We start from the raw sequence: 20,317 nt of genomic DNA on the forward strand, positions 1-20,317 counted from the left end.
TTATTTGAATTTAACGATACCTTAACTTAAATTGTGTGACTGCCTGTTTTGAATAGGTTCATTCGAACAACAAAGACAGGCACATTATATGGCCGAAAAGAAGTGACCACATCAGCGATCACCTCTAATACAGTCAATTACACAGAATTAACTACAGGGTCCATCATGTTCGGCTTCAATTTTTGCCAGTTATTCACAAAAGTTTTTAATAAACTTGATCTGAATGCTTTTCAGACCATGTAATAACTTAATCTATTACTATCCTTAGTCATTAACTGTACCAGTTTAGGGTGAACAAATAACTTTTCTTTCCCGGCCTGAATTTCTCGTAATACTCCAATATCGACCAACTGTTTTAAATAAACCGAAGCAGTTTGACGTTTAGCAATATCACATTCAACCAAATTACTAATACGGCAATAAGGTTGTTCAAATATCACCTGTACCAATTCATGACTATAAATTTTAGGCAGGCTTTGCTTTATATACTCACTGGTATGTTCAATCAATTTTCTTACCGCAGCAATTTTATCCGTAGTCCATTTAGCAGTTTGCTCTACTGCGGTTAACATATAGATAATCCACTCTTCCCATTTGCCAGCAGCGGTAACCTGGGAAAGCAGCCGATAATAATCACTCTTATGTTGTACAATGTAGCGACTTAAATAAAGAATTGGTAATGTCAAAAGCTGCTGTTCAATAAGATAGAGAATATTAATGATACGACCAGTACGTCCATTGCCATCAGTAAATGGATGAATAGCCTCAAACTGGTAGTGAGCAATAGCCATCTTGATTAATGGGTCGATTCCATCTTCTGCATGAAGAAATTGTTCCCAATTGCTGAGTAAATCACGTATCTGAGATTCTCCCTCTGGCGGCGTATAAATAATCTCACCCGTTGCCTGATTACTAAGCGTTGTACCGGGAACTTTGCGAATATTCATATCAACAGCTTTTAATCGGCTACAAACTTCAATCGCTGTATTCGTGCATAGTGGCCGCCGAGTTAATTGTATAAACCCTTCATAAAGTGCGGTGCGGTAGCGTAGTGCTTCTTTTGTTGCAGGATCAGCCAGACTGTCTTCTTGTGCATATTGGAACAGTTTGTCTAAAGTAGTAACAATATTTTCGATTTCTGAGCTGTCTTTTGCTTCCAGCAGTGGCAACAAGTTAATAAGTAACCCTTGATTAGGCAGCAATCCACCAGCTTGCTTAAGCTCAGCCAATGCAGCTCTGGCAGGTATACAGGCTTTTAGTACCGCAATGGACTCCATCACCTTTATGGCTGGTGGCAATAAGGGAATAGCATTAAAAGGCGCATCGGGCTGCCGTGTCATGTTTATATTTCCTGTTTTTTTCGACACGTTGCAAGTATATGTTGACGGCATCGACACGTACAGTCTTCATGTCGATAAAATCGAGAAATTTCGACATGTATTAGCAATATGTCGATGGAATCGACATAAGGAAACCGTGCGTCGAAAAAACAGGAAAATATCGACGTATCATCAACAAACGTCGATATCAGGAACTATTTTTTACACCATAAAACAGAACTACTCAGCCACCAACCTAATCTTCGCTGCTCTCCACGCGGTAAACAGCGCCAGCAAGGGTGCGATTGCAAATAGCAGGAATAACCAGTATGCGGCAGAAGCTGTCCCCGTTACACCACCCGGTTCATTAAACCCCGAAAGGTTCACCACCATCCCCGCCAATGCCGCCCCAAAAGCAGTAGCGAAGAGCTGCACGGTTGTAATTGAAGCACCAGCAATATCTTTATCCCTCTCTGACGAAACCTGTAATATGCGAGTGAGCAAATGCGGCCAGCCAAAACCGATACCAAATCCCACCAAAGTCAATGCAGTCACGATGGGTATCATTACTTGCCAATGTCCCACTGAAGGCTGTGATAATATCAGCGACAGAATCAGCATACCGATTAATACCAATATTGGCCCACTGATAATTGCCCAACGCATACCGGCTCCACGCCAACTCGCGCTGATTATCTCCGCAATTGTCCAACCGGCTGCCATTGCCGCAGCCATATAACCAGAAATTAGCGGTGACTGACCATGCAATATTTGCAGGAAATACGGAACAAATACTTCACTGGTCATGCCAACCACTAATAATGAAATCGTGGCGAATAGCACAGCATGAGGTGATCCAAAATGCAATGCACCATGAGGTAATAGGCGTGTGACAGAACGCCGTTCGTGACAAATTAGTAATATTATTAATATTAATGCCAGCATGATTCCTGCAAAATTCAACTTCACATTTTCGGATACACTACCCGCAGAAACCATCAATACCGCTCCCGTTAATAAAACTAGCTGTACCAGTGGTAACGCTGTTTTATTCCGCTCATGAAGTTTACCTTTTGGCAAAGTTAAGCAAGTGAAGACCACATACAACAGCATTATTGGCAGCATAATGCCAAAGGCATAACGCCAAGCATGCATCTCAGCAAAAACACCGCCCACAGCAGGGCCAACTAATGTCGCAACGCCCCACATACCGGATATCAGAGCTATCGCCCGCGGCCAAAGCGCCTGTTCAAATACCAGATTGATCATAGCATAGGAGAGTGCAAACAACAGTCCACCACCAAAACCTTGCACCGTTCGCCCGATAAGCATCACCTCCATTGTTGGAGCAAGTGCACATAACAAGCTGCCAAAGAAGAACAACAGCGCAGCAACCAGATAAGCGTTACGTGCTCCCTGCGCATTAAGCAGACTCGGAGATAATACTGAACCAATAATAGAAGCAACAACAAACAACGTCGTATTCCAAGCATACAGGTGCAAGCCCCCAATATCCTGTACAACCGAAGGTAAGATAGTGGTGGCAATTAAGATATTAATCGCATATAACGCAACTCCTAGCGATAAAACCAGAGCGCTGGCCGCGTTTTTACCGGAGAACAAATCGCTCCAGCAGCTTTCATCGTTTGTTATCACAGTCATTATCCTGCATTAGCATTGAGTTAATATGAGTCTTACGTTAAATTAAACAAGAATTATCTTGGAATAAATTAAGGTGAGGAAACGGAGTATGTCAAGAAAAAGCTTTGAAAATAGCACAAGCATGACACAATCAGTAGGTGAAAAGTTACTCATGCTATTGAAAACCCGTGGTCCTCAACAAGCTTCTGACGCCGGGAAAATACTAGGCACAACCGGGGAAGCTGCCCGGCAACAGTTTGTGAAGTTAGCTAAAGAAGGGCTGGTGGAAGCGATTGCAGAAGCGCGAGGTGTTGGTCGTCCAATACAACTTTGGCACCTGACAGCCGCAGGTCATAATCATTTCCCAGATGAGCATGCTGAATTGACGGTACAATTACTCAGCACTATCCGTAAACAGTTAGGTGAGCAAGCCATAGATTTATTGATTGATACCCGTGAGCAAGAAACCCGGACTAATTATCAGCAAGCAATGAATGGAGCAACCAGTCTACAAGAGCGAGTCGAACGGCTGGTTGCCATAAGATGCCATGAAGGTTACATGGCTCAATGGTCATCTACCGAAGATGGTGCTATTTTGCTGGTAGAAAATCATTGCCCAATTTGCGCTGCCGCTACCGCCTGCCAAGGCTTTTGCCGCGCTGAACTCAATGTATTCCGGGATATACTCCAGGCTCAAGTAGAACGCGTGGAGTATATGCTCACCAATTCACGGCGCTGCGCTTATCGCATAACTGGCAACATCAAGCCTGATTAAACTGCTCTGCTACTTTCTCTGCTGCCTTCTCCGTTAAACATAAAAAACAGTGCGCCAGTCAGTAATATCAATCCACCAGATACCATTAAAAGAGATTGAATACTAATATAGTCAGCAATGGGGCCAAACAGCACCATACCTAATGGCAGAGAGCAGGACAGAGCAATCTGAACTAAACTAAATACCCTACCCATCATTTCAGGTTCGACTCTTTCCTGAAAAACCGCGGTTATCGGTGCGTTAAAACAAGGTGTTACCACACCTAAAAAGACATTGATTACTAGATAAAGTGGGAACCAATAGGCATTACCAAGAGCGATCATAAATATGCCAAAAAAGGCGCAAGCTATCGCCGTTATACGCATTTTATTTTTATATTCACTCCAGAAAGAAATCAGCAATCCACCTAAAACCGCGCCGGCACTGAATGTCATTTCATTGACGGCTAAACGCCACGGCTCTTCCCCAAATGTCCGATTAACTAATAAAGGTGTCAGAAATGCAGCCGGACTAATCAGAAAACAGACACAAATCAGAAAAATCAAAAGATTTCTGATTAATTTATTCTCTTGCAGATAACGAAAACCCGCTAAGATTGCCTGAAATTTATTATCCGGCATAGAACCAGAAACAACTTTGGGAATAGGAATAAACGCAACAATACTAATGCCGATAATGGCCGTCGTTACGTCCACTAAAAAAATATTTTCCATCGAAGTCTGAGAGTACAAAAAGCCACTTATAGCTGGAGATGCCAGCATCATCAGTGAAGTCAAAGAAGCATTAATACCATTAACCCGCAGTAATTTATCTTTCGGCACGAGTTGCGGAATAATAGCACTAACTGCCGGCATCTGGATGCCCGTCCCGAACGAGCGGACAATCAACGCGACAAATAACAACTCAATGCTCTTAAATCCGAGCATAAAAGAGATTGCTAAACCAAGAGTGACTAATGCAATTGCTGCATCAGAGGCAATACTGAGCAGCTTACGGTTATAAGTATCCGCCCAAACACCTGCAAATAAAGAGATCAATACCTGTGGAAGAAATGCACAGAGTACCGAAATAGCCAGCATTTCTCCCGATGAAGTATTTAAGGTGATATACCAGACGATAGAGAACTGGACAATGGAAGAACCTAGCAAAGAAATTGTTTGAGCTGATAAAAATAAAGCCGTTTTGCGTTTCCAACCTGGAAGTAATGCACTCATTTTAACTACACCCCTTAAAATCTAAGAGGCGTAGTACCTGAAAATAATTATTCAAACACAAACTCCTCTAGTTCTTTTATTGTTGGTGCACCCGCAGCACCAGAACGGTTGACGACAATGGCAGCCACCCGATTGCCAAGCTCAACAGCATCTCTTAACGACATTCCCTGCGATAATCCCGCCAGCATGCCGCCACTATGAGCATCACCAGCACCGATGGTATCCACCACTTTCACTTTATAAGCAGCAACATATTCTGGCTCACGATCAGGCAGACATATCCACGTACCCTGTGAACCTAACCGACAGATAATAGTGATTTTTCTTTTACTGGCATAACGGCTAGATTGGAAGACAGGATCACCTTCTCCGCACAATACAGCAACTTCATCACGGTTCAGTGTCAGAATAGTCCGGTCAGCAGGTAATGCATCAAGGAAAGCAGGTGCTATTTCTGGTAAACGTGGGCCAAAATCCAGCAATAACGTCTGCCCGGATGGCGACGCCAGTAACCAGTCGCATAAAATCGCCGTTGATTTACTCGCCATGACATAACCACTGGAGTAGATATACCCCCTTTCCGGCAAAGCAATAGAAGAGAGCATGGCCGTACTCCAGTCAACTTCACAACCACTCACGGAGACAAAACTTCTTTCACCGTCCGGTTCAACCATTGCCAAACACCAACCATTATCAAGAGATGAATGGGTCAATGTGACCTCAAGCCCAAGGTCTTGCATCTCTTTGGTTATCTGCTCCCCCCAGTATCCGTTACCAACCGGTATACCATTAATCACAGGGATTTGCAGGCGAACCAAAGCCCGAGCAACATTGAAACCAGAACCACCAATCTGCCGAGCAATTTCTTTAGCTTCCTGATCTGCTCCACTACGGGGAAGCCTCGGCAAACTAAGAATAATATCTCCTGCCGCCGCCGCAATTACAGTAATCGGCAGTAAACCTGCCATTAGGCTCTCCTCTTACCGGCCTAAATATCAGCCATAGTCACATCAAATTGGAAAAGAAACAGATAAATCACTTAGGAAAGAAAACTTGCAGCAATTATTGCCGAATTCACATACATAAGAAATACTTATACTTTAACATTAATCGGGTCCAATAAAAGTCAACCTGTATCAATTATGTGATACCAATGTGATTGATCTCCAATTTATCGGTCATAAGGCGATGACAATCCCTATGTGAAATAGTGACACATAATCATTGTTATCAAGATATATGAAAACTCATGGAAAATATTGATGAATTCATAAAATTATCCTCATGAGGAGAGCCAAAACGAATGAATTATTTAAAGGAATACGAACATGTTTACTTCCGGATTAACGATGTTGCATTTATTATGTGAATCCAAGTATGCTTGATAAATAAAAATTTAATTTAAGTAATTAATAAAAAATACAATATTTATTTAATTAGCTCTTAGTAATAACTACTTAAAATACATTATCTATTTATGTCTATAAATATTACTGCTATTCTACATAATTATCATTATCAACTCATGAAGTACTTATCAATCTTACAAATTACCTTTACCGGAAATCCTACGTTGAAAACACACATTATTATTCAATCTGCAAAACAACGACCTGATTTAAAAAATGCCACTGATGAGCTTATTTATAATAATTGGCCTTTGTTTATACAGAACTCCCCAGTGACATATGAGCATTGGAATAAATTATTTAAATCAGATTTCAGCCGTTTTCAGCAATTTGCTATTTTGCAGCAAGGGGAAAAACAGCGATTAATTGGTGTTGCCAATGCAGTGCCTTTCCCTTGGGAAGACGATTCATTAGAACAACTGCCAGATAATGGTTGGGATGAAGTTTTCCGCAGAGGTATGTTTGCCCGTGGAAAAAAAGTAACAAAAATGTTGTCAGCACTGTCAGTAACAGTATCTCCTGAATTTCGTGGCAAGAATTTACCGGCATTACTCATTAGTAGCTTAAAACAAACAGCTATTGAGGAGGGGTTAAAAGGGTTAGTTGTTCCTGTTAGGCCGACATTGAAAAAAAACTATCCATTGCAAGATTTTGTACAATACTGTGAATGGAAAAATGATAACAATGAACCTTTTGATCCCTGGATTCGGGCACACTGGCGTCTGGGAGCGAAGATTATTCGACCGGCTATGCACTCAATGTATATAAATGCCTCGATTGATCAATGGCAGGAATGGACAGGAATGAAATTTCCGCAAAGTGGGCAGTATATTATTCCTGGTGGTTTAGTACCGCTAGTGGTGGATGTACAACAACAAATGGCTTATTACATTGAGCCCAATTTATGGATGTTTCACAACTTGCATGCGTGATTTAGCATTATTGAGGCAATTAACAGGGAATATGGAAGCTCTTGATATTGCATATTTTCGGCTCATTTAACTTATTAATCTCTCAGCATGGGTATAAATAGTCGCTTTACCGGGTTTACAAAAACCAACCAAGGTCAAATGACATCGGTCAGCGATTTCTACAGCCAATGAAGTTGCTGCTGAAACAGCAAATAAAATTTCAACGCCGCAGGTGACTGATTTTTGCACCATCTCATAACTGGCACGGCTAGATACCAGAACAGCGCCCTGCTGCCAGCCTATTTTTGCCTTCATGCCCAACATTTTATCCAGTGCAACGTGACGGCCTACATCCTCACATCCTCCCAATAATTTACCGTCTGGATTAATCCAACTTGCAGCATGGGTGCAACCCGTCAATGCACCAACATCCTGGACGTTAGTCAATTGAGAGAGAGCATGGTCAAGGTGGTTTAATGAAAAGGTTTGAGTGAAAGGCAACGGGGAAATCGGGCGAAAAATATCAGAAAGTTGCTCTGTACCGCAGATGCCACAGCCTGTTCGTCCAGCCAGATTACGCCTGCGTTCTTTCAAACCAGCAAAACGACGGCTAGAAAGTTCGATTTGCAACTCAATGCCGCCGTTACAATTAGGGATAATATCAATGCCACGAATCTCGTGTTGAGATTCAATAATGCTTTCGGAAAGCGAAAACCCAATAGCAAAATATTCGAGATCTTTGGGACTTGCCATCATTACGGCATGCGAAATACCGTTGTAAACTAAAGCAACAGGAACTTCTTCTGCAATCCAATCAGCTTTTAATGTATCGAGATGGTGTTTTTGTTGAACGTTCGTTCGTTTTACGCCCTCAATCACACCAAATGGTAACAACTTCCCTGATTTTACGTTATACATTAGATGAGTTCCTAATAGTGTTACGACATAATAATCGTGTGAAAAAAGAGTCTATACTATTTGTCAGGCAATAAATCTGATCCCGCTACGGAAAGTGGTTTTAATAAGAAAGAACACATTCGAAATTTTTCCCATGATGGAATGGATACTGTTTTAAGACAATGCATTTCAAAACAATGCATTTTAAGACAATGTGAGCGAGGAGATTCCCATGCAAGTCAGCAGAAGGCAGTTCTTCAAGATCTGCGCTGGCGGTATGGCAGGTACAACGGTAGCCGCGTTGGGCTTTGCACCAACCGCAGCCCTTGCACAAACACGTAATTATAAATTGTTGCGTGCACGTGAAACCCGAAATACCTGTACATACTGCTCTGTCGGTTGTGGGCTGTTGATGTACAGCCTTGGCGATGGCGCAAAAAACGCGAAAGCAACTATTTTCCATATTGAAGGTGATCCTGATCATCCGGTAAACCGCGGCGCACTTTGTCCTAAAGGGGCTGGCCTGGTTGATTTTATCCATAGCGAAAGCCGCCTGAAATATCCAGAATATCGCGCAGCGGGTTCTGACAAATGGCAACGTATTACTTGGGATGAGGCATTTGATCGCATCGCTAAGTTAATGAAAGCAGACCGTGATGCCAATTTCATTAAAACCAATCAAGAAGGTGTGACAGTCAATCGCTGGCTGACGACCGGCATGCTGTGTGCATCTGCTTCCAGTAACGAAACAGGGTATCTGTCACAAAAATTTAGTCGCGCTCTCGGCATGCTTGCCGTAGACAACCAAGCACGTGTCTGACACGGACCAACGGTAGCAAGTCTTGCTCCAACATTTGGTCGCGGTGCGATGACCAACCACTGGGTTGATATCAAGAACGCGAATCTGATCGTCGTTATGGGTGGTAACGCTGCCGAAGCGCATCCTGTGGGATTCCGTTGGGCAATGGAAGCCAAAATCCATAATAACGCTAAGTTAATCGTGATTGATCCGCGTTTTACCCGAACAGCATCTGTAGCGGATTTCTATACTCCAATCCGTTCTGGTACTGATATTGCTTTCTTGTCAGGTGTCATCTTATACCTGCTAACCAACAATAAGATTAACCATGAATATGTTGAAGCATATACCAACGCCAGTCTAATCGTGCGTGAAGATTATTCGTTCAATGATGGTTTATTCAGTGGTTATGACGCAGAAAAACGTCAATACGACAAAACCAGTTGGAACTATGCACTGGATGAAAACGGCTTTGCTCAACGTGATATCACGCTTAAGCACCCACGTTGTGTATGGAATTTGTTAAAAGAGCACGTTAGTCGCTACACGCCCGATGTCGTCACTAATATTTGCGGTACGCCAAAAGAAGATTTCCTGAAAGTCTGTGAATATATTGCAGAAACTTGTGTTAAGGATAAGACTGCTTCTTTCCTGTACGCACTGGGTTGGACTCAACACTCAGTTGGTGCGCAGAACATCCGAACTATGGCAATGATCCAACTACTGTTGGGCAATATGGGTATGGCGGGCGGCGGTGTTAATGCATTGCGTGGTCACTCGAATATTCAAGGCTTGACTGATTTGGGGTTATTGTCGCAAAGCTTGCCGGGATATCTGACACTCCCCTCAGAGAAACAGGCTGATCTGCAAACTTACCTCCAGGCAAATACGCCAAAACCAATGCGGCCGGGCCAAGTTAACTATTGGGGTAACTACCCAAAATTCTTCATCAGTCTGATGAAGAGTTTCTACGGTGATAACGCGCGTAAAGATAACAACTGGGGTTTTGACTGGCTGCCAAAGTGGGACAAAGGTTATGATGTTCTGCAATTTTTTGACATGATGTCGAAAGGTGAAGTGAATGGCTATATTTGTCAGGGCTTTAACCCGGTAGCTTCTTTCCCGAATAAAAATAAAGTCGTTGATGCCCTGTCGAAACTGAAATTCCTGATCACTATCGACCCACTTAATACTGAAACTTCAACTTTCTGGCAGAACCACGGTGAATTTAACCAAGTCGATTCATCCAAAATTCAGACAGAAGTTTTCCGCCTGCCATGTTGCTGCTTTGCAGAGGAAAACGGTTCAATTGTTAACTCTGGTCGCTGGTTGCAATGGCACTGGAAAGGTGCGGATGCGCCGGGAGAAGCCATCGGTGATGCAGAGATCCTTTCCGGAATCTTCAAACGTCTGCGGGATATGTACCGCGCTGAAGGTGGTGCATCACCAGAGCCGGTGCTAAACATGACCTGGGATTACTTCAACCCGGACAGCCCCACATCGGAAGAGGTGGCCCAAGAGAGTAATGGCCGAGCACTGGTTGATTTGATTGATGCTGATGGCAATGTCATCGTGAAACAAGGTCAGCAATTAACCTCTTTCGCGCAACTACGTGATGATGGTACTACCGCTAGTGGTTGTTGGATCTTTGCCGGAAGCTGGACGCCGGAAGGTAACCAGATGGCCCGTCGTGATAACGCCGATCCGTCAGGATTGGGTAATACGCTAGGTTGGGCATGGGCATGGCCGTTAAACCGTCGTATTTTGTACAATCGCGCATCGGCTGATCCGCAGGGCAAACCTTGGGATGCGAAACGTCAGTTATTGACGTGGGATGGCATTAAGTGGGGTGGCGTCGATACTGCTGATTACAGTGTGGCTGCGCCGGAAACGGATGTCGGTCCATTTATCATGCAACCGGAGGGTATGGCGCGTCTGTTTGCTATTGATAAGATGGCAGAAGGGCCATTCCCTGAACACTATGAACCCTTTGAAACACCATTAGGGACCAATCCGTTGCATCCAAATGTGGTATCCAACCCGGCTGCCCGAGTGTTCAAAAGCGACTTTGAAGCAATGGGTAAGCCAGATAAATTCCCTTATGTGGGAACGACTTACCGCTTGACCGAACATTTCCACTATTGGACAAAACATGCCTTGTTGAACTCGATTATCCAACCTGAACAGTTTGTGGAAATCGGTGAAAAACTGGCAGAAAAGAAAGGCATTAAGCATGGTGATACCGTCAAGGTTAGCTCCAATCGTGGTTATATCAAAGCGAAAGCGGTTGTCACCAAACGTATTCGTACCCTGAATGTACATGGTCGTGAAGTGGATACTATCGGTATTCCTATTCACTGGGGCTTTGAAGGGGCAGCGAAGAAGGGCTTTATTGCCAATACATTGACACCATTTGTTGGTGATGCGAACACACAAACGCCTGAGTTCAAAGCGTTCCTGGTTAATGTGGAAAAAGTGTAAAGGGAAAAATTATGTCATTGCAAACTCAAGACATCATTCGTCGCTCTGCCACAAATTCTTTTACTCCTGCACCACGGGTGCGGGATGACCAGGAAGGCGTTGCGAAACTGATTGATGTGACAACATGTATCGGCTGTAAAGCTTGTCAGGTGGCCTGTTCTGAGTGGAACGATATCCGTGATGAGATTGGTTATAACGTTGGTGTTTATGATAACCCGGCTGATTTAACCGCTAAATCATGGACTATTATGCGTTTCTCAGAGGTTGAAGAGAACGGCAGGCTGGAATGGCTGATTCGTAAAGATGGTTGTATGCACTGTGCTGATCCAGGTTGCTTGAAAGCTTGTCCAGCAGAAGGGGCGATCATTCAGTATGCAAATGGGATTGTTGATTTCCAATCGGAACACTGCATCGGCTGTGGCTACTGTATCGCGGGTTGTCCATTCAATGTACCGCGACTCAACAAAGAAGATAACCGGGTATATAAATGCACTCTGTGTGTTGACCGCGTTAACGTCGGTCAGGAACCTGCCTGCGTGAAAACCTGTCCGACCGGTGCAATCCATTTTGGTAGTAAAAAAGCCATGAAGGATTTGGCGGCTGAGCGGGTGAGTGAGTTGAAAGGCCGCGGTTATGAGAATGCGGGTCTGTACGATCCTGATGGTGTTGGTGGTACTCATGTGATGTATGTACTGCACCATGCTAACAAACCACAGCTATATCATGGCCTGCCGGACAATCCCGCGATCAGCCCGACCATCACCTTCTGGAAAGGTATTTGGAAGCCACTAGCCGCGGTGGGATTTGCAGCCACATTCGCAGCCAGCCTCTTCCATTATGTGGGTATTGGCCCGAACCGGGTAACCGAAGAAGACGAAGAAAATGCGCGTCGTGATGCTGAGTCTTCACCGAAATCAGCTAACGGGGAGGAACCGCGATGAAAGGTAGGAAAGATATTATTATCCGTCACTCACCGGTTGAGCGAATAAACCACTGGGCGGTGGTACTCTGTTTTCTATTTACCGCCATTAGTGGGTTAGGATTCTTTTTCCCCTCTTTTAACTGGCTGATGAATATCTTCGGGACGCCGCAATTGTCACGGATTTTGCATCCATTTGTCGGTTCAGCGATGTTTATTTTATTTATCTTTATGTTTTTCAGATATTTTAAACATAACTTTATCGACAAAGATGACATTGTATGGCTAAAAAACATCCGTAAGATTATGAAAAATGAGGAAGCGGGCGATATTGGTCAGTATAACTTAGGTCAGAAAGGGGTTTATTGGTCTATCAGCATTTGCTTGATATTACTTGCTGCCAGTGGTGTTATTATTTGGCGTCCCTATTTTGCTGATCTCTTCTCTATCCCGCTAATTCGAATTGCACTTCTAGTCCATTCAATGTCAGCTATTGGTTTAATCTTGACGATTATGGTTCACGCTTATGCTGCATTCTGGGTGAAAGGATCTCTCCGAGCAATGGTTGAAGGTTGGGTAACTCGTGGTTGGGCGAAGAAACATCACCCACGTTGGTATCGCGAAGTGATGAAACAGGAACAACAAGAAGATAAACGTTAATACGTTTCGAATATAATCATAAGCAGGATAGTCATATCCTGCTTATGACTCATTAAGTGTGAATAAACACAAGGAATGATTAGATATTAAGTTCAATACTTTTGTTTAAACTATTTTTTATCATAAACTTTTAAATTAAATTCACTTTCTATTTTAATCTGTTTTCTCCTTTGATATAAAATAAGGCATCAAAAAATTTGATGCCTTATTTTATATATTCTATCCTTAAAGAGACAATATCCATATAATCATCTTTGGGAATAATCTATAGTTCCTACAATTTATTTTATCCGTAGTTCGATAAATGAATATGGTGAATATGATTGATCAACAAGTTTAGTCTCTTGAACGACAAGTCCAGCTTGGTTCGCCAGATTTTCAAATTCAGCAAAACTACGTTCTTTCCCTAAAAATAACATATCCATTAATATATCGAAAGATCTCGAAAATTCTGGCTCTTTCACCATATTTATCAATAATAGAGATGCATTTTTATCCATTGCTTTGCGGAAATTCTCCAAAATAAGTATTGAGTCACTATCTGACCAATTATGGAGAACATTTTTTAAAATATACAAATCATAACCGGATGGAATTGACTTGAGAAAATCCCCATTGATAAAATCTATATTATCAGAAACGGGAAGTTCATTATATCTATCCAATACAGCATAATGTTTTCCTTTTACCTTTTCACTGATTCTTGTTAAAAGCTCTCCCTCTCCCCCTCCAACATCTAATATTCTATTGTGCTGATTAAAATCATAAATACCAAGTAACTTCTCCACTATTAAATTTGAGACTCTTGTCATTAAAGAATCAAAATTTGATTTGAGAAATTTGTTACCATCCAAATATTCAAAGAATGGCTTACCATGTGCCATTTCAAATGCCGATTTACCATCATCTTCAAATAAGGATTTTCCATACATTAACCAAGCATTACAGTAATATGAGCAAATTTCAAGCTTTATCATGAATGTCTCAAAACTTTCAGGATCGGAAAACACCTGGCACTCATCAGAAAGCCTAAATTTATTATCCTTACTAACCAACACCCCCATTTCAACTAAGAAATCACATAATCTACTAAACCGAGCATAATTAACACCAGATTTACGGGAAAGCTCGCTTATATCGACATAAATTCCATCTTTAAAGTGAGTAGATAATCCGGTATCAACAAAAGCATGAATTGCAGCTGATCTTCTATTTGATGCAATCAGTTCAGTTAGCATTGAGCCATCCTTTATATCTGTATATTATGAAGAAATTAAGTATTTTATCAAAAATCCAAGAAATACCATGATGATAGATTGGATATCCTGACAACCCATTTGAATTAAAATGTAATTATTAGCTTCGTTATCTTTTCATGTAAAGATTCAATTCATCTTACTTCCGCATTTTTGAGAGTAAGTTTTTAACTATCAGATTATATTAAATTTGATAAAAAAAAATGACAAAGATCACAATTAACTCTTCTCATAACCCTTAAAAATTAAACAACCGAAAATAACGTAGTGTATATATTGCCATTTACATTCATTTATAAAAGAAATGATAATTATAAAACCTGAAAAATTATAGGTATTTTTTAAATGTACTATTTCTGCAACAGGAAAAGAAACATCAATGATGTTCCTTTCCAAATCATCAATTAAGGGTAGCCATATTCTACCTATTGTTAATTAATTTTAATGCATATGTTTTTATAATGTAAGATAAAAATATGGCATCAGGTATTTTGATGCCATACTTGTTATATCTATTTTCAGAGATACAATATCCATATAATTATTTTTGTGAAACTCCATGATTATCTGTAATTTATTTTACCCTCAGTTCTATAATTGCATATTTCTCATTTATATCTTTGATATCCTTAACGACAAACCCTGCTTGGTTAGCTAAATTTTCTAATTCATTCAAATAACGCTCTTTTCCTAATAATAGTACATCCATTAATATATCCGTAGAGTCAATTATTTCCAATCGTAATTTTTTCACTGTGCTTATCAACAAAACAGTTGCATTATCACCCATAGCTTTTCGGCAGCTCTGCAAAATTAACACCGCGTTATTATCAGACCAATTATGGATAACATTCTTTAAAATATATAAATCATAACCGGATGGAATTGACTTAAAAAAATCTCCGTTTATAAATTCAATACCTTCTAAAACTGGAACTTCATTATATCTGTCTAATACAGCATAATGCTTTCCTTTTACCTTTTCACTCATTCTTATCAGAAGATTTCCTTCTCCTCCTCCAACATCTAATATTCTGTTGTATCGACTAAAATCATAAATATCGAGTATTTTATCTATTATTTTATCCGAATTTTTTGACATAAAAGAATCAAAATTTGATCTGAATAATTCATGATTGTCCAAATATTCAAAAAATGATTCTCCATGCGCTATCTCAAATGCCGTTTTACTATTATTCTCATATAATGATTTTGAATACATTGACCAAGCATTCCAATATTCTGGGCTAACTTCGCACCTTATCATTAATGACTCCATACTTTCAGGATCGGCAAGTGCACTGCATTCCTCAGAAAGTGTCACTCCCTCATTGCTATTAACCAATACTCCTATTTTGATTAAATATTCACATAACCGGCTAAAACGAGAATGATCAAGACCATATTGACGGGAAAGTTCGCTGATATTTACGCAGGCCCCATCTTTAAAGTGAACAGACAAACCCATATCAACAAAAGCATAAATTGCGGTTGATTTTCTACATGATGTAATAAGATCGATTAACATAGCGTTATCCTTTATATCATAAAGAAATGAAGTATTTTATATAAAACCCAAGAAATACCGTGATGATTGATTAAGTATTTTAACAACATATTTTCACCAAATTGCGATTATTAGTTTTGTTACCTTTTCATCATGAAATAATAAATTTTTATTCCCATTATTTTCCAACAAGTTAACTCAATTTAATTATCCATTTCTAGTCGTAACTTATTATACTATATTAAATTTGATAAAAATAAATGATAAAGATCACAATTAATACTTTCCTGGATATTTGAAAATTAAACAAGGAAATATAATTTAATTTTGATATTAAACCACGATTATTATAAAATTTAAATCCACATTCTATTTAAACATTTTATTGATATAAAGTAAAAATATGGCATCAAATATCTCGACGCCATATTTTCCATATATTTATCAAAAATACAATATCCATATCGTTATATTTAATTAAGCTTCATATTATCTATAATTTATTTTACGCCTAGTTGAATAATTGAATATGATTCATCGATATCTTTAACATCTTGAATAATCAACCCTGCTCGTTTAGCCAAACATTCAAATTCCGTTAAGTTACGCTCTTGCCCTAAAGATGTCATATCCATCAATATATCTAAATATTTAACAAATTTAGATTGTGGTTTTTTCATTAAAGTTATTAATAAAATAGTTGCATTATTATCCATTGCCTTTCGGCAATTTTCTAAAATGAGTATTGATTCATTATCAGACCAATCATGAATAATATTCTTTAAGATATATAAATCGTAACCTGATGGAATTGATTTGAAAAAATCTCCATCTATAAAATTTATATTTTCGTAAGTAGGACTCTTATTATATCTATCCAATACAGCGTAATGTTTCCCTTTTACCCTTTCACTGATTTTTATCAAAAGATTCCCTCTTCCTCCTCCAACATCTAATATTTTATCGTGTTGGCTAAAATCATAAATATCAAATAATTTTTCAATCATTTTATCCGAGTTTTTTGACATTAAAGAATTAAATTTTGCTCTGAGCAATTCATTGCTATCCAAATATTCAAAGATTGGTTTTCCATGTGCTATTTCAAATGCCGATCTACCATTATTTTCAAGCAAGGATTTTGGATACATTAACCAAGCGTTCCAGAAATCCGAATCAAATTCCCACTTTATCATTAACGATTCTATACTTTCAGGATCGGCAAGCGCACGGCATCCATCAGAAAGTGCAACTCTATCATTGCAACTAACCAATACTCCAATTTCAATTAATAAATCACATAATCTATTAAGTCGCGAATAATCAATACCACATTGACAGGCAAGTTCATTGATATCCATACAGGCCCTATCTTTAAAGTAAACAGACAAACCTGTATCAACAAAAGCATAGATGGCAATTGATTTTCTATATGACGCAATAAGTTCAACTAGCATTAGTTATCCTTTATATTTATTTTATAAAAAGATGAATTGTTTTATTTAAAAATCAGAAAATACATGATGATTTATTAGGTATTCTGATAACTAAAATGTAATCATTAACTTTATATCATTCTCCTTATCTTACAATTTGTTAACTCACCTTGATTCTGTGTTTTAGAGATTCAAATTGTTACTTATCAGACTATATTAAATATAATAGAGAAAAATAATGAAGATTACAATTAACTCTTTAAAGGGGTTTTAAAAACAAAACAAAATGATTTAATATATTTATTCTTGCTATTTAAATAATTTTCATCCCCGGAGAATAAATTTCCTCTCCGTTTTAATGCCTATATATTTCATTAATATAAAACAATCATGGCATCAAATATTTCGACGCCATGATTGTTACATATTTATTCAGAGGAAAAATATCCATATAATTATCTTTACGTTACTTTATTCCCAATTGAATAATTGAAGATAATTCATCAATATCCTTAACATCTTGAATAACCAATCCTGCCTGGTTAGCCAAACGTTCGAACTCCGTCAAATAACGTTCTTTCCCTGAAAATAGTACATCCATTAACATATCCAAATACAGCACCGCTTTAGATTGTGGTTTTTTCATATAATTTATCAATAAAATCTTTGAACTACTATCCATTGCCTTGCGGCAATTTTCTAAAATTAATACTGCTTTATCATCGGGCCAATCGTGGAGAATATTCTTTAAAATATATAAATCATAACCTGATGGAATTGATTTTATAAAATTTCCATTTATAAAATCTATATTTTCCAAAACAGGAGTTTCATTATATCTATCTAATACAGCGTAATGTTTTCCTTTTATCTTCTCACTGATTCTTACCAGAAGATTTCCCTCCCCTCCTCCAACATCTAATATTCTGTCGTATTGACTAAAATCATAAATATCAAGTAGCTTTCCAATGATTTTATCTGAGCCTTTTAACATTGAAGAATCAAAATGTGATTTGAGTAATTTATTACTAACCAAATATTCAAAGAATGATTTTCTATGCATTATTTCAAATGCAGGTTTTCCATCATTTTCAAGTAAAGATCTTGAATACATTGACCAAGCATTCCAGCAATCTGGGCTCAGTTCCCATTTTACAATTAATGACTCCATACTTTCAGGATCAGCGAGTGCACTGCATTCTTCAGAAAGAGTGACTTTATGGCCGTGATTAACCAATATCCCAACTTCAATTAAAAAATCACAAAATCGATCAAGTCGGGAATAATCAATACCACATTGACGGGAAAGTTCGTCTATATCTACATAAGCTCCATGTTTAAAGTGAATAGATAAGCCTGTATCAACAAAAGCGTAGATTGCGGCTGATTTTCTATATGATGTAATAAGTTCGGCTAGCATTGAGTTATCCTTTATGTCTTTATCTTATAAAAATATGAAGTATTTTATCTAAAATGCATTAAATACCATGACAATTAATTGGGCATTCTGACAACTAATATGTGATTATTAGCTTTGTTACCTTTTCTCAGTGAGATAATAAAGATTTTATTCTCCTTATTTTCACATTGTTCAACTTATTTTAATAACGCATTTTTAGGAGCAGAATTGTTAACTATCAGACTATATTAAATTAGACAAAAAGAAATGACAAAGATCACAGTTAACTGTTCTCAGAAATTTATAAAATCAAATAGGATTTTTTAATATAGTTATTAATCGTTTTTATTGTCAGCGAATAAATTTACTTTCTATTTTACTACATATATATTTCATTAACATAAAAATTGGCATCAAATATATTGATGCCAAATATTTCACATATGTACTCCCCAACGATGGGATATATTTATTTTATCCCTAATTCGATAAGTGAAAATATTTCATCTATATCTCTAGAATATCGAACGACAAGTCCCGCCTGGTTAGCTAGATGTTCGAATTCACTAAAATAACGCTCTTTCCCTAAATATAGCATATCCATTAATAAATCGACAGATTTAACTATTGGGGATTTTTGTTTTTTCATTAAGGTTATTATCAGGATATTTGCATTATCATCCATCATTTCTCGGCAACTCTTCAAAAGAGATATTGCGTCATTATCAGACCAGTTATGGAGTACATTCTTTAAAATATATAAATCATAACCTGACGGAATTGACTCAAAAAAATCACCATTTATAAAATCTATACCCTCATAAATAGGAATTTCATTATATCTGTCCAATACAGCATAATCTTTTCCTGTAAACTTTTCACTGATTCTGATTAAAAGCTCTCCGTCTCCACCTCCCAGATCCAATATTCTGTTATATTTATTAAAATCATAAATAACAAGCAGTTCTTTAATTATTTTATTTGTATATTTTGACATTAAAGCGTCAAAATTTGATTTTAGTACTTTATCATTATCCCAAATCTCATAGAATGATTTTCCATGCGCCATATCAAATGCCGGTTTACCATTGTTTTCCAGTAAGGATTTTGGGTACATTAACCAAGAATCCCAATGTTCTCGATTGATTTCATATTTTATTGTCAAGACTTCAAAACTATCAGGATCAGCAAGTGCACTGCATTCTTCAGAAAGTGCAACCCCATCGTTGCCGCTAACCAATACGCCTATTTCAGTTAAGAAATCACATAGTCGATTAAGTCTAGAATAATCAATACCATATTGATCAGCAAGTTTGTTAATATCTACATAGGTTCCATTTTTAAAGTGAATAGATAAACCCGCCTCAACAAAAGTGTAGATTGCGGCCGTTTTTCTATATGACGTAATGAGATTGATTAGCATTGAATTACCCTTTCTGTATTTTTAAATGAGGTTATTATATAAAATATAGATAGTACCACTATGACTAACTATATATATTTGAGACGCATTTAAACCAAAATGTAATTATTAACTTTGCTATCTTTTCCTTATGCGGCAATGAATAATTAATTCTCTTTTTACAATTAATTATTCACTTTAATTATATGTTTTTAGGCGTGAATCAATGAATCATTAGGCCATATTAAATATAATAGAAAGAAATGTTAAAAATCACAATTAACTCTTTTTAGGG

At 38.4% G+C, this 20,317-nt stretch carries 15 protein-coding genes; 5 read left to right on the forward strand and 10 right to left on the reverse strand.

The window, feature by feature from the left end:
* Nucleotides 1-230: 230 nt before the first annotated feature.
* Together fic and EAE91_RS05840 are read right to left on the reverse strand one after the other, a co-directional pair.
* Nucleotides 231-1,340, reverse strand: coding sequence for a protein adenylyltransferase Fic (gene fic, locus EAE91_RS05835; RefSeq protein ID WP_214087660.1), 1,110 nt, complete (start codon nucleotides 1,338-1,340; stop codon nucleotides 231-233).
* Between the two features lie 219 nt (nucleotides 1,341-1,559).
* A complete protein-coding gene (locus tag EAE91_RS05840) occupies nucleotides 1,560-2,975 on the reverse strand; it encodes an MFS transporter (protein ID WP_214087661.1) in 1,416 nt (471 codons plus the stop codon).
* 94 nt (nucleotides 2,976-3,069) lie between these two features.
* Here EAE91_RS05840 and EAE91_RS05845 point away from each other — a divergent pair, with 94 nt between their 5' ends.
* A complete protein-coding gene (locus EAE91_RS05845) occupies nucleotides 3,070-3,735 on the forward strand; it encodes a helix-turn-helix transcriptional regulator (RefSeq protein WP_214087662.1) in 666 nt (221 codons plus the stop codon).
* Here the strand turns inward: EAE91_RS05845 and EAE91_RS05850 are convergent.
* Together EAE91_RS05850 and EAE91_RS05855 are read right to left on the reverse strand one after the other, a co-directional pair.
* Nucleotides 3,732-4,949 (reverse strand): MFS transporter, encoded by a 1,218-nt coding sequence (locus EAE91_RS05850; RefSeq protein WP_214087663.1) that lies wholly within the window; start codon nucleotides 4,947-4,949, stop codon nucleotides 3,732-3,734. The two genes, EAE91_RS05845 and EAE91_RS05850, sit on opposite strands and share 4 nt — an antisense overlap.
* 47 nt (nucleotides 4,950-4,996) lie before the next feature.
* The gene (locus EAE91_RS05855; protein WP_214087664.1) at nucleotides 4,997-5,917 is read right to left on the reverse strand and encodes a carbohydrate kinase family protein; all 921 of its coding nucleotides are present in this window, start codon (nucleotides 5,915-5,917) and stop codon (nucleotides 4,997-4,999) included.
* Between the two features lie 605 nt (nucleotides 5,918-6,522).
* Here EAE91_RS05855 and EAE91_RS05860 point away from each other — a divergent pair.
* Nucleotides 6,523-7,290 carry a GNAT family N-acetyltransferase gene (locus EAE91_RS05860; RefSeq protein ID WP_214087665.1) on the forward strand — a complete coding sequence of 256 codons (768 nt, stop codon included), beginning with the start codon at nucleotides 6,523-6,525 and terminating at the stop codon, nucleotides 7,288-7,290.
* 66 nt (nucleotides 7,291-7,356) lie between these two features.
* On the opposite strand, the gene fdhD is transcribed toward EAE91_RS05860, so the two are convergent.
* Entirely contained in the window at nucleotides 7,357-8,187 is an 831-nt protein-coding gene (gene fdhD, locus EAE91_RS05865) for a formate dehydrogenase accessory sulfurtransferase FdhD (RefSeq protein WP_214087666.1), read from the reverse strand.
* A gap of 211 nt (nucleotides 8,188-8,398) precedes the next feature.
* Between fdhD and fdnG the strand changes: the two genes are divergently transcribed.
* Genes fdnG through fdoI form a run of 3 tightly spaced genes read left to right on the forward strand, consistent with a single transcriptional unit; the run spans nucleotide 8,399 to nucleotide 13,025 of the window.
* Nucleotides 8,399-11,446, forward strand: coding sequence for a formate dehydrogenase-N subunit alpha (fdnG, locus tag EAE91_RS05870; protein ID WP_214087667.1), 3,048 nt, complete (start codon nucleotides 8,399-8,401; stop codon nucleotides 11,444-11,446).
* Nucleotides 11,447-11,457: 11 nt separating this feature from the next.
* Nucleotides 11,458-12,387, forward strand: a complete 930-nt coding sequence (gene fdxH / locus EAE91_RS05875; protein WP_214087668.1) for a formate dehydrogenase subunit beta — start codon at nucleotides 11,458-11,460, stop codon at nucleotides 12,385-12,387.
* Nucleotides 12,384-13,025, forward strand: a complete 642-nt coding sequence (gene fdoI, locus EAE91_RS05880; protein WP_214087669.1) for a formate dehydrogenase cytochrome b556 subunit — start codon at nucleotides 12,384-12,386, stop codon at nucleotides 13,023-13,025. The genes fdxH and fdoI overlap by 4 nt, the downstream gene beginning before the upstream one ends.
* A 281-nt stretch (nucleotides 13,026-13,306) precedes the next feature.
* On the opposite strand, the gene EAE91_RS05885 is transcribed toward fdoI, so the two are convergent.
* The 5 genes from EAE91_RS05885 to EAE91_RS05905 all read right to left on the reverse strand — a co-directional run bounded on the left by EAE91_RS05885 (nucleotide 13,307) and on the right by EAE91_RS05905 (nucleotide 20,043).
* Nucleotides 13,307-14,263: a methyltransferase gene (locus EAE91_RS05885; RefSeq protein WP_214087670.1), complete on the reverse strand. Its 957-nt coding sequence runs from the start codon at nucleotides 14,261-14,263 to the stop codon at nucleotides 13,307-13,309.
* 592 nt (nucleotides 14,264-14,855) lie between these two features.
* Nucleotides 14,856-15,809: a methyltransferase gene (locus tag EAE91_RS05890; protein ID WP_214087671.1), complete on the reverse strand. Its 954-nt coding sequence runs from the start codon at nucleotides 15,807-15,809 to the stop codon at nucleotides 14,856-14,858.
* A 479-nt stretch (nucleotides 15,810-16,288) separates the two neighbouring features.
* Nucleotides 16,289-17,242, reverse strand: a complete 954-nt coding sequence (locus tag EAE91_RS05895; protein WP_214087672.1) for a methyltransferase — start codon at nucleotides 17,240-17,242, stop codon at nucleotides 16,289-16,291.
* Nucleotides 17,243-17,687: 445 nt separating this feature from the next.
* Nucleotides 17,688-18,641, reverse strand: coding sequence for a methyltransferase (locus tag EAE91_RS05900; protein WP_214087673.1), 954 nt, complete (start codon nucleotides 18,639-18,641; stop codon nucleotides 17,688-17,690).
* A 448-nt stretch (nucleotides 18,642-19,089) separates the two neighbouring features.
* Complete coding sequence (locus EAE91_RS05905) at nucleotides 19,090-20,043, reverse strand: methyltransferase (RefSeq protein WP_214087674.1); 954 nt, start codon at nucleotides 20,041-20,043, stop codon at nucleotides 19,090-19,092.
* Between the last annotated feature and the right edge of the window lie 274 nt (nucleotides 20,044-20,317).

The organism is Photorhabdus noenieputensis (assembly GCF_018448935.1).
Classification (GTDB): domain Bacteria; phylum Pseudomonadota; class Gammaproteobacteria; order Enterobacterales; family Enterobacteriaceae; genus Photorhabdus; species Photorhabdus noenieputensis.

Bases quoted from the DNA above. Each gene is read 5' to 3' on its own strand.
- fic (WP_214087660.1), bottom strand. From the start codon at position 1,340: ATGACACGGCAGCCCGATGCGCCTTTTAATGCTATTCCCTTATTGCCA.
- EAE91_RS05845 (WP_214087662.1), top strand. From the start codon at position 3,070: ATGTCAAGAAAAAGCTTTGAAAATAGCACAAGCATGACACAATCAGTA.
- EAE91_RS05850 (WP_214087663.1), bottom strand. From the start codon at position 4,949: ATGAGTGCATTACTTCCAGGTTGGAAACGCAAAACGGCTTTATTTTTA.
- EAE91_RS05855 (WP_214087664.1), bottom strand. From the start codon at position 5,917: ATGGCAGGTTTACTGCCGATTACTGTAATTGCGGCGGCGGCAGGAGAT.
- fdhD (WP_214087666.1), bottom strand. From the start codon at position 8,187: ATGTATAACGTAAAATCAGGGAAGTTGTTACCATTTGGTGTGATTGAG.
- fdxH (WP_214087668.1), top strand. From the start codon at position 11,458: ATGTCATTGCAAACTCAAGACATCATTCGTCGCTCTGCCACAAATTCT.
- fdoI (WP_214087669.1), top strand. From the start codon at position 12,384: ATGAAAGGTAGGAAAGATATTATTATCCGTCACTCACCGGTTGAGCGA.
- EAE91_RS05885 (WP_214087670.1), bottom strand. From the start codon at position 14,263: ATGCTAACTGAACTGATTGCATCAAATAGAAGATCAGCTGCAATTCAT.
- EAE91_RS05890 (WP_214087671.1), bottom strand. From the start codon at position 15,809: ATGTTAATCGATCTTATTACATCATGTAGAAAATCAACCGCAATTTAT.
- EAE91_RS05895 (WP_214087672.1), bottom strand. From the start codon at position 17,242: ATGCTAGTTGAACTTATTGCGTCATATAGAAAATCAATTGCCATCTAT.
- EAE91_RS05900 (WP_214087673.1), bottom strand. From the start codon at position 18,641: ATGCTAGCCGAACTTATTACATCATATAGAAAATCAGCCGCAATCTAC.
- EAE91_RS05905 (WP_214087674.1), bottom strand. From the start codon at position 20,043: ATGCTAATCAATCTCATTACGTCATATAGAAAAACGGCCGCAATCTAC.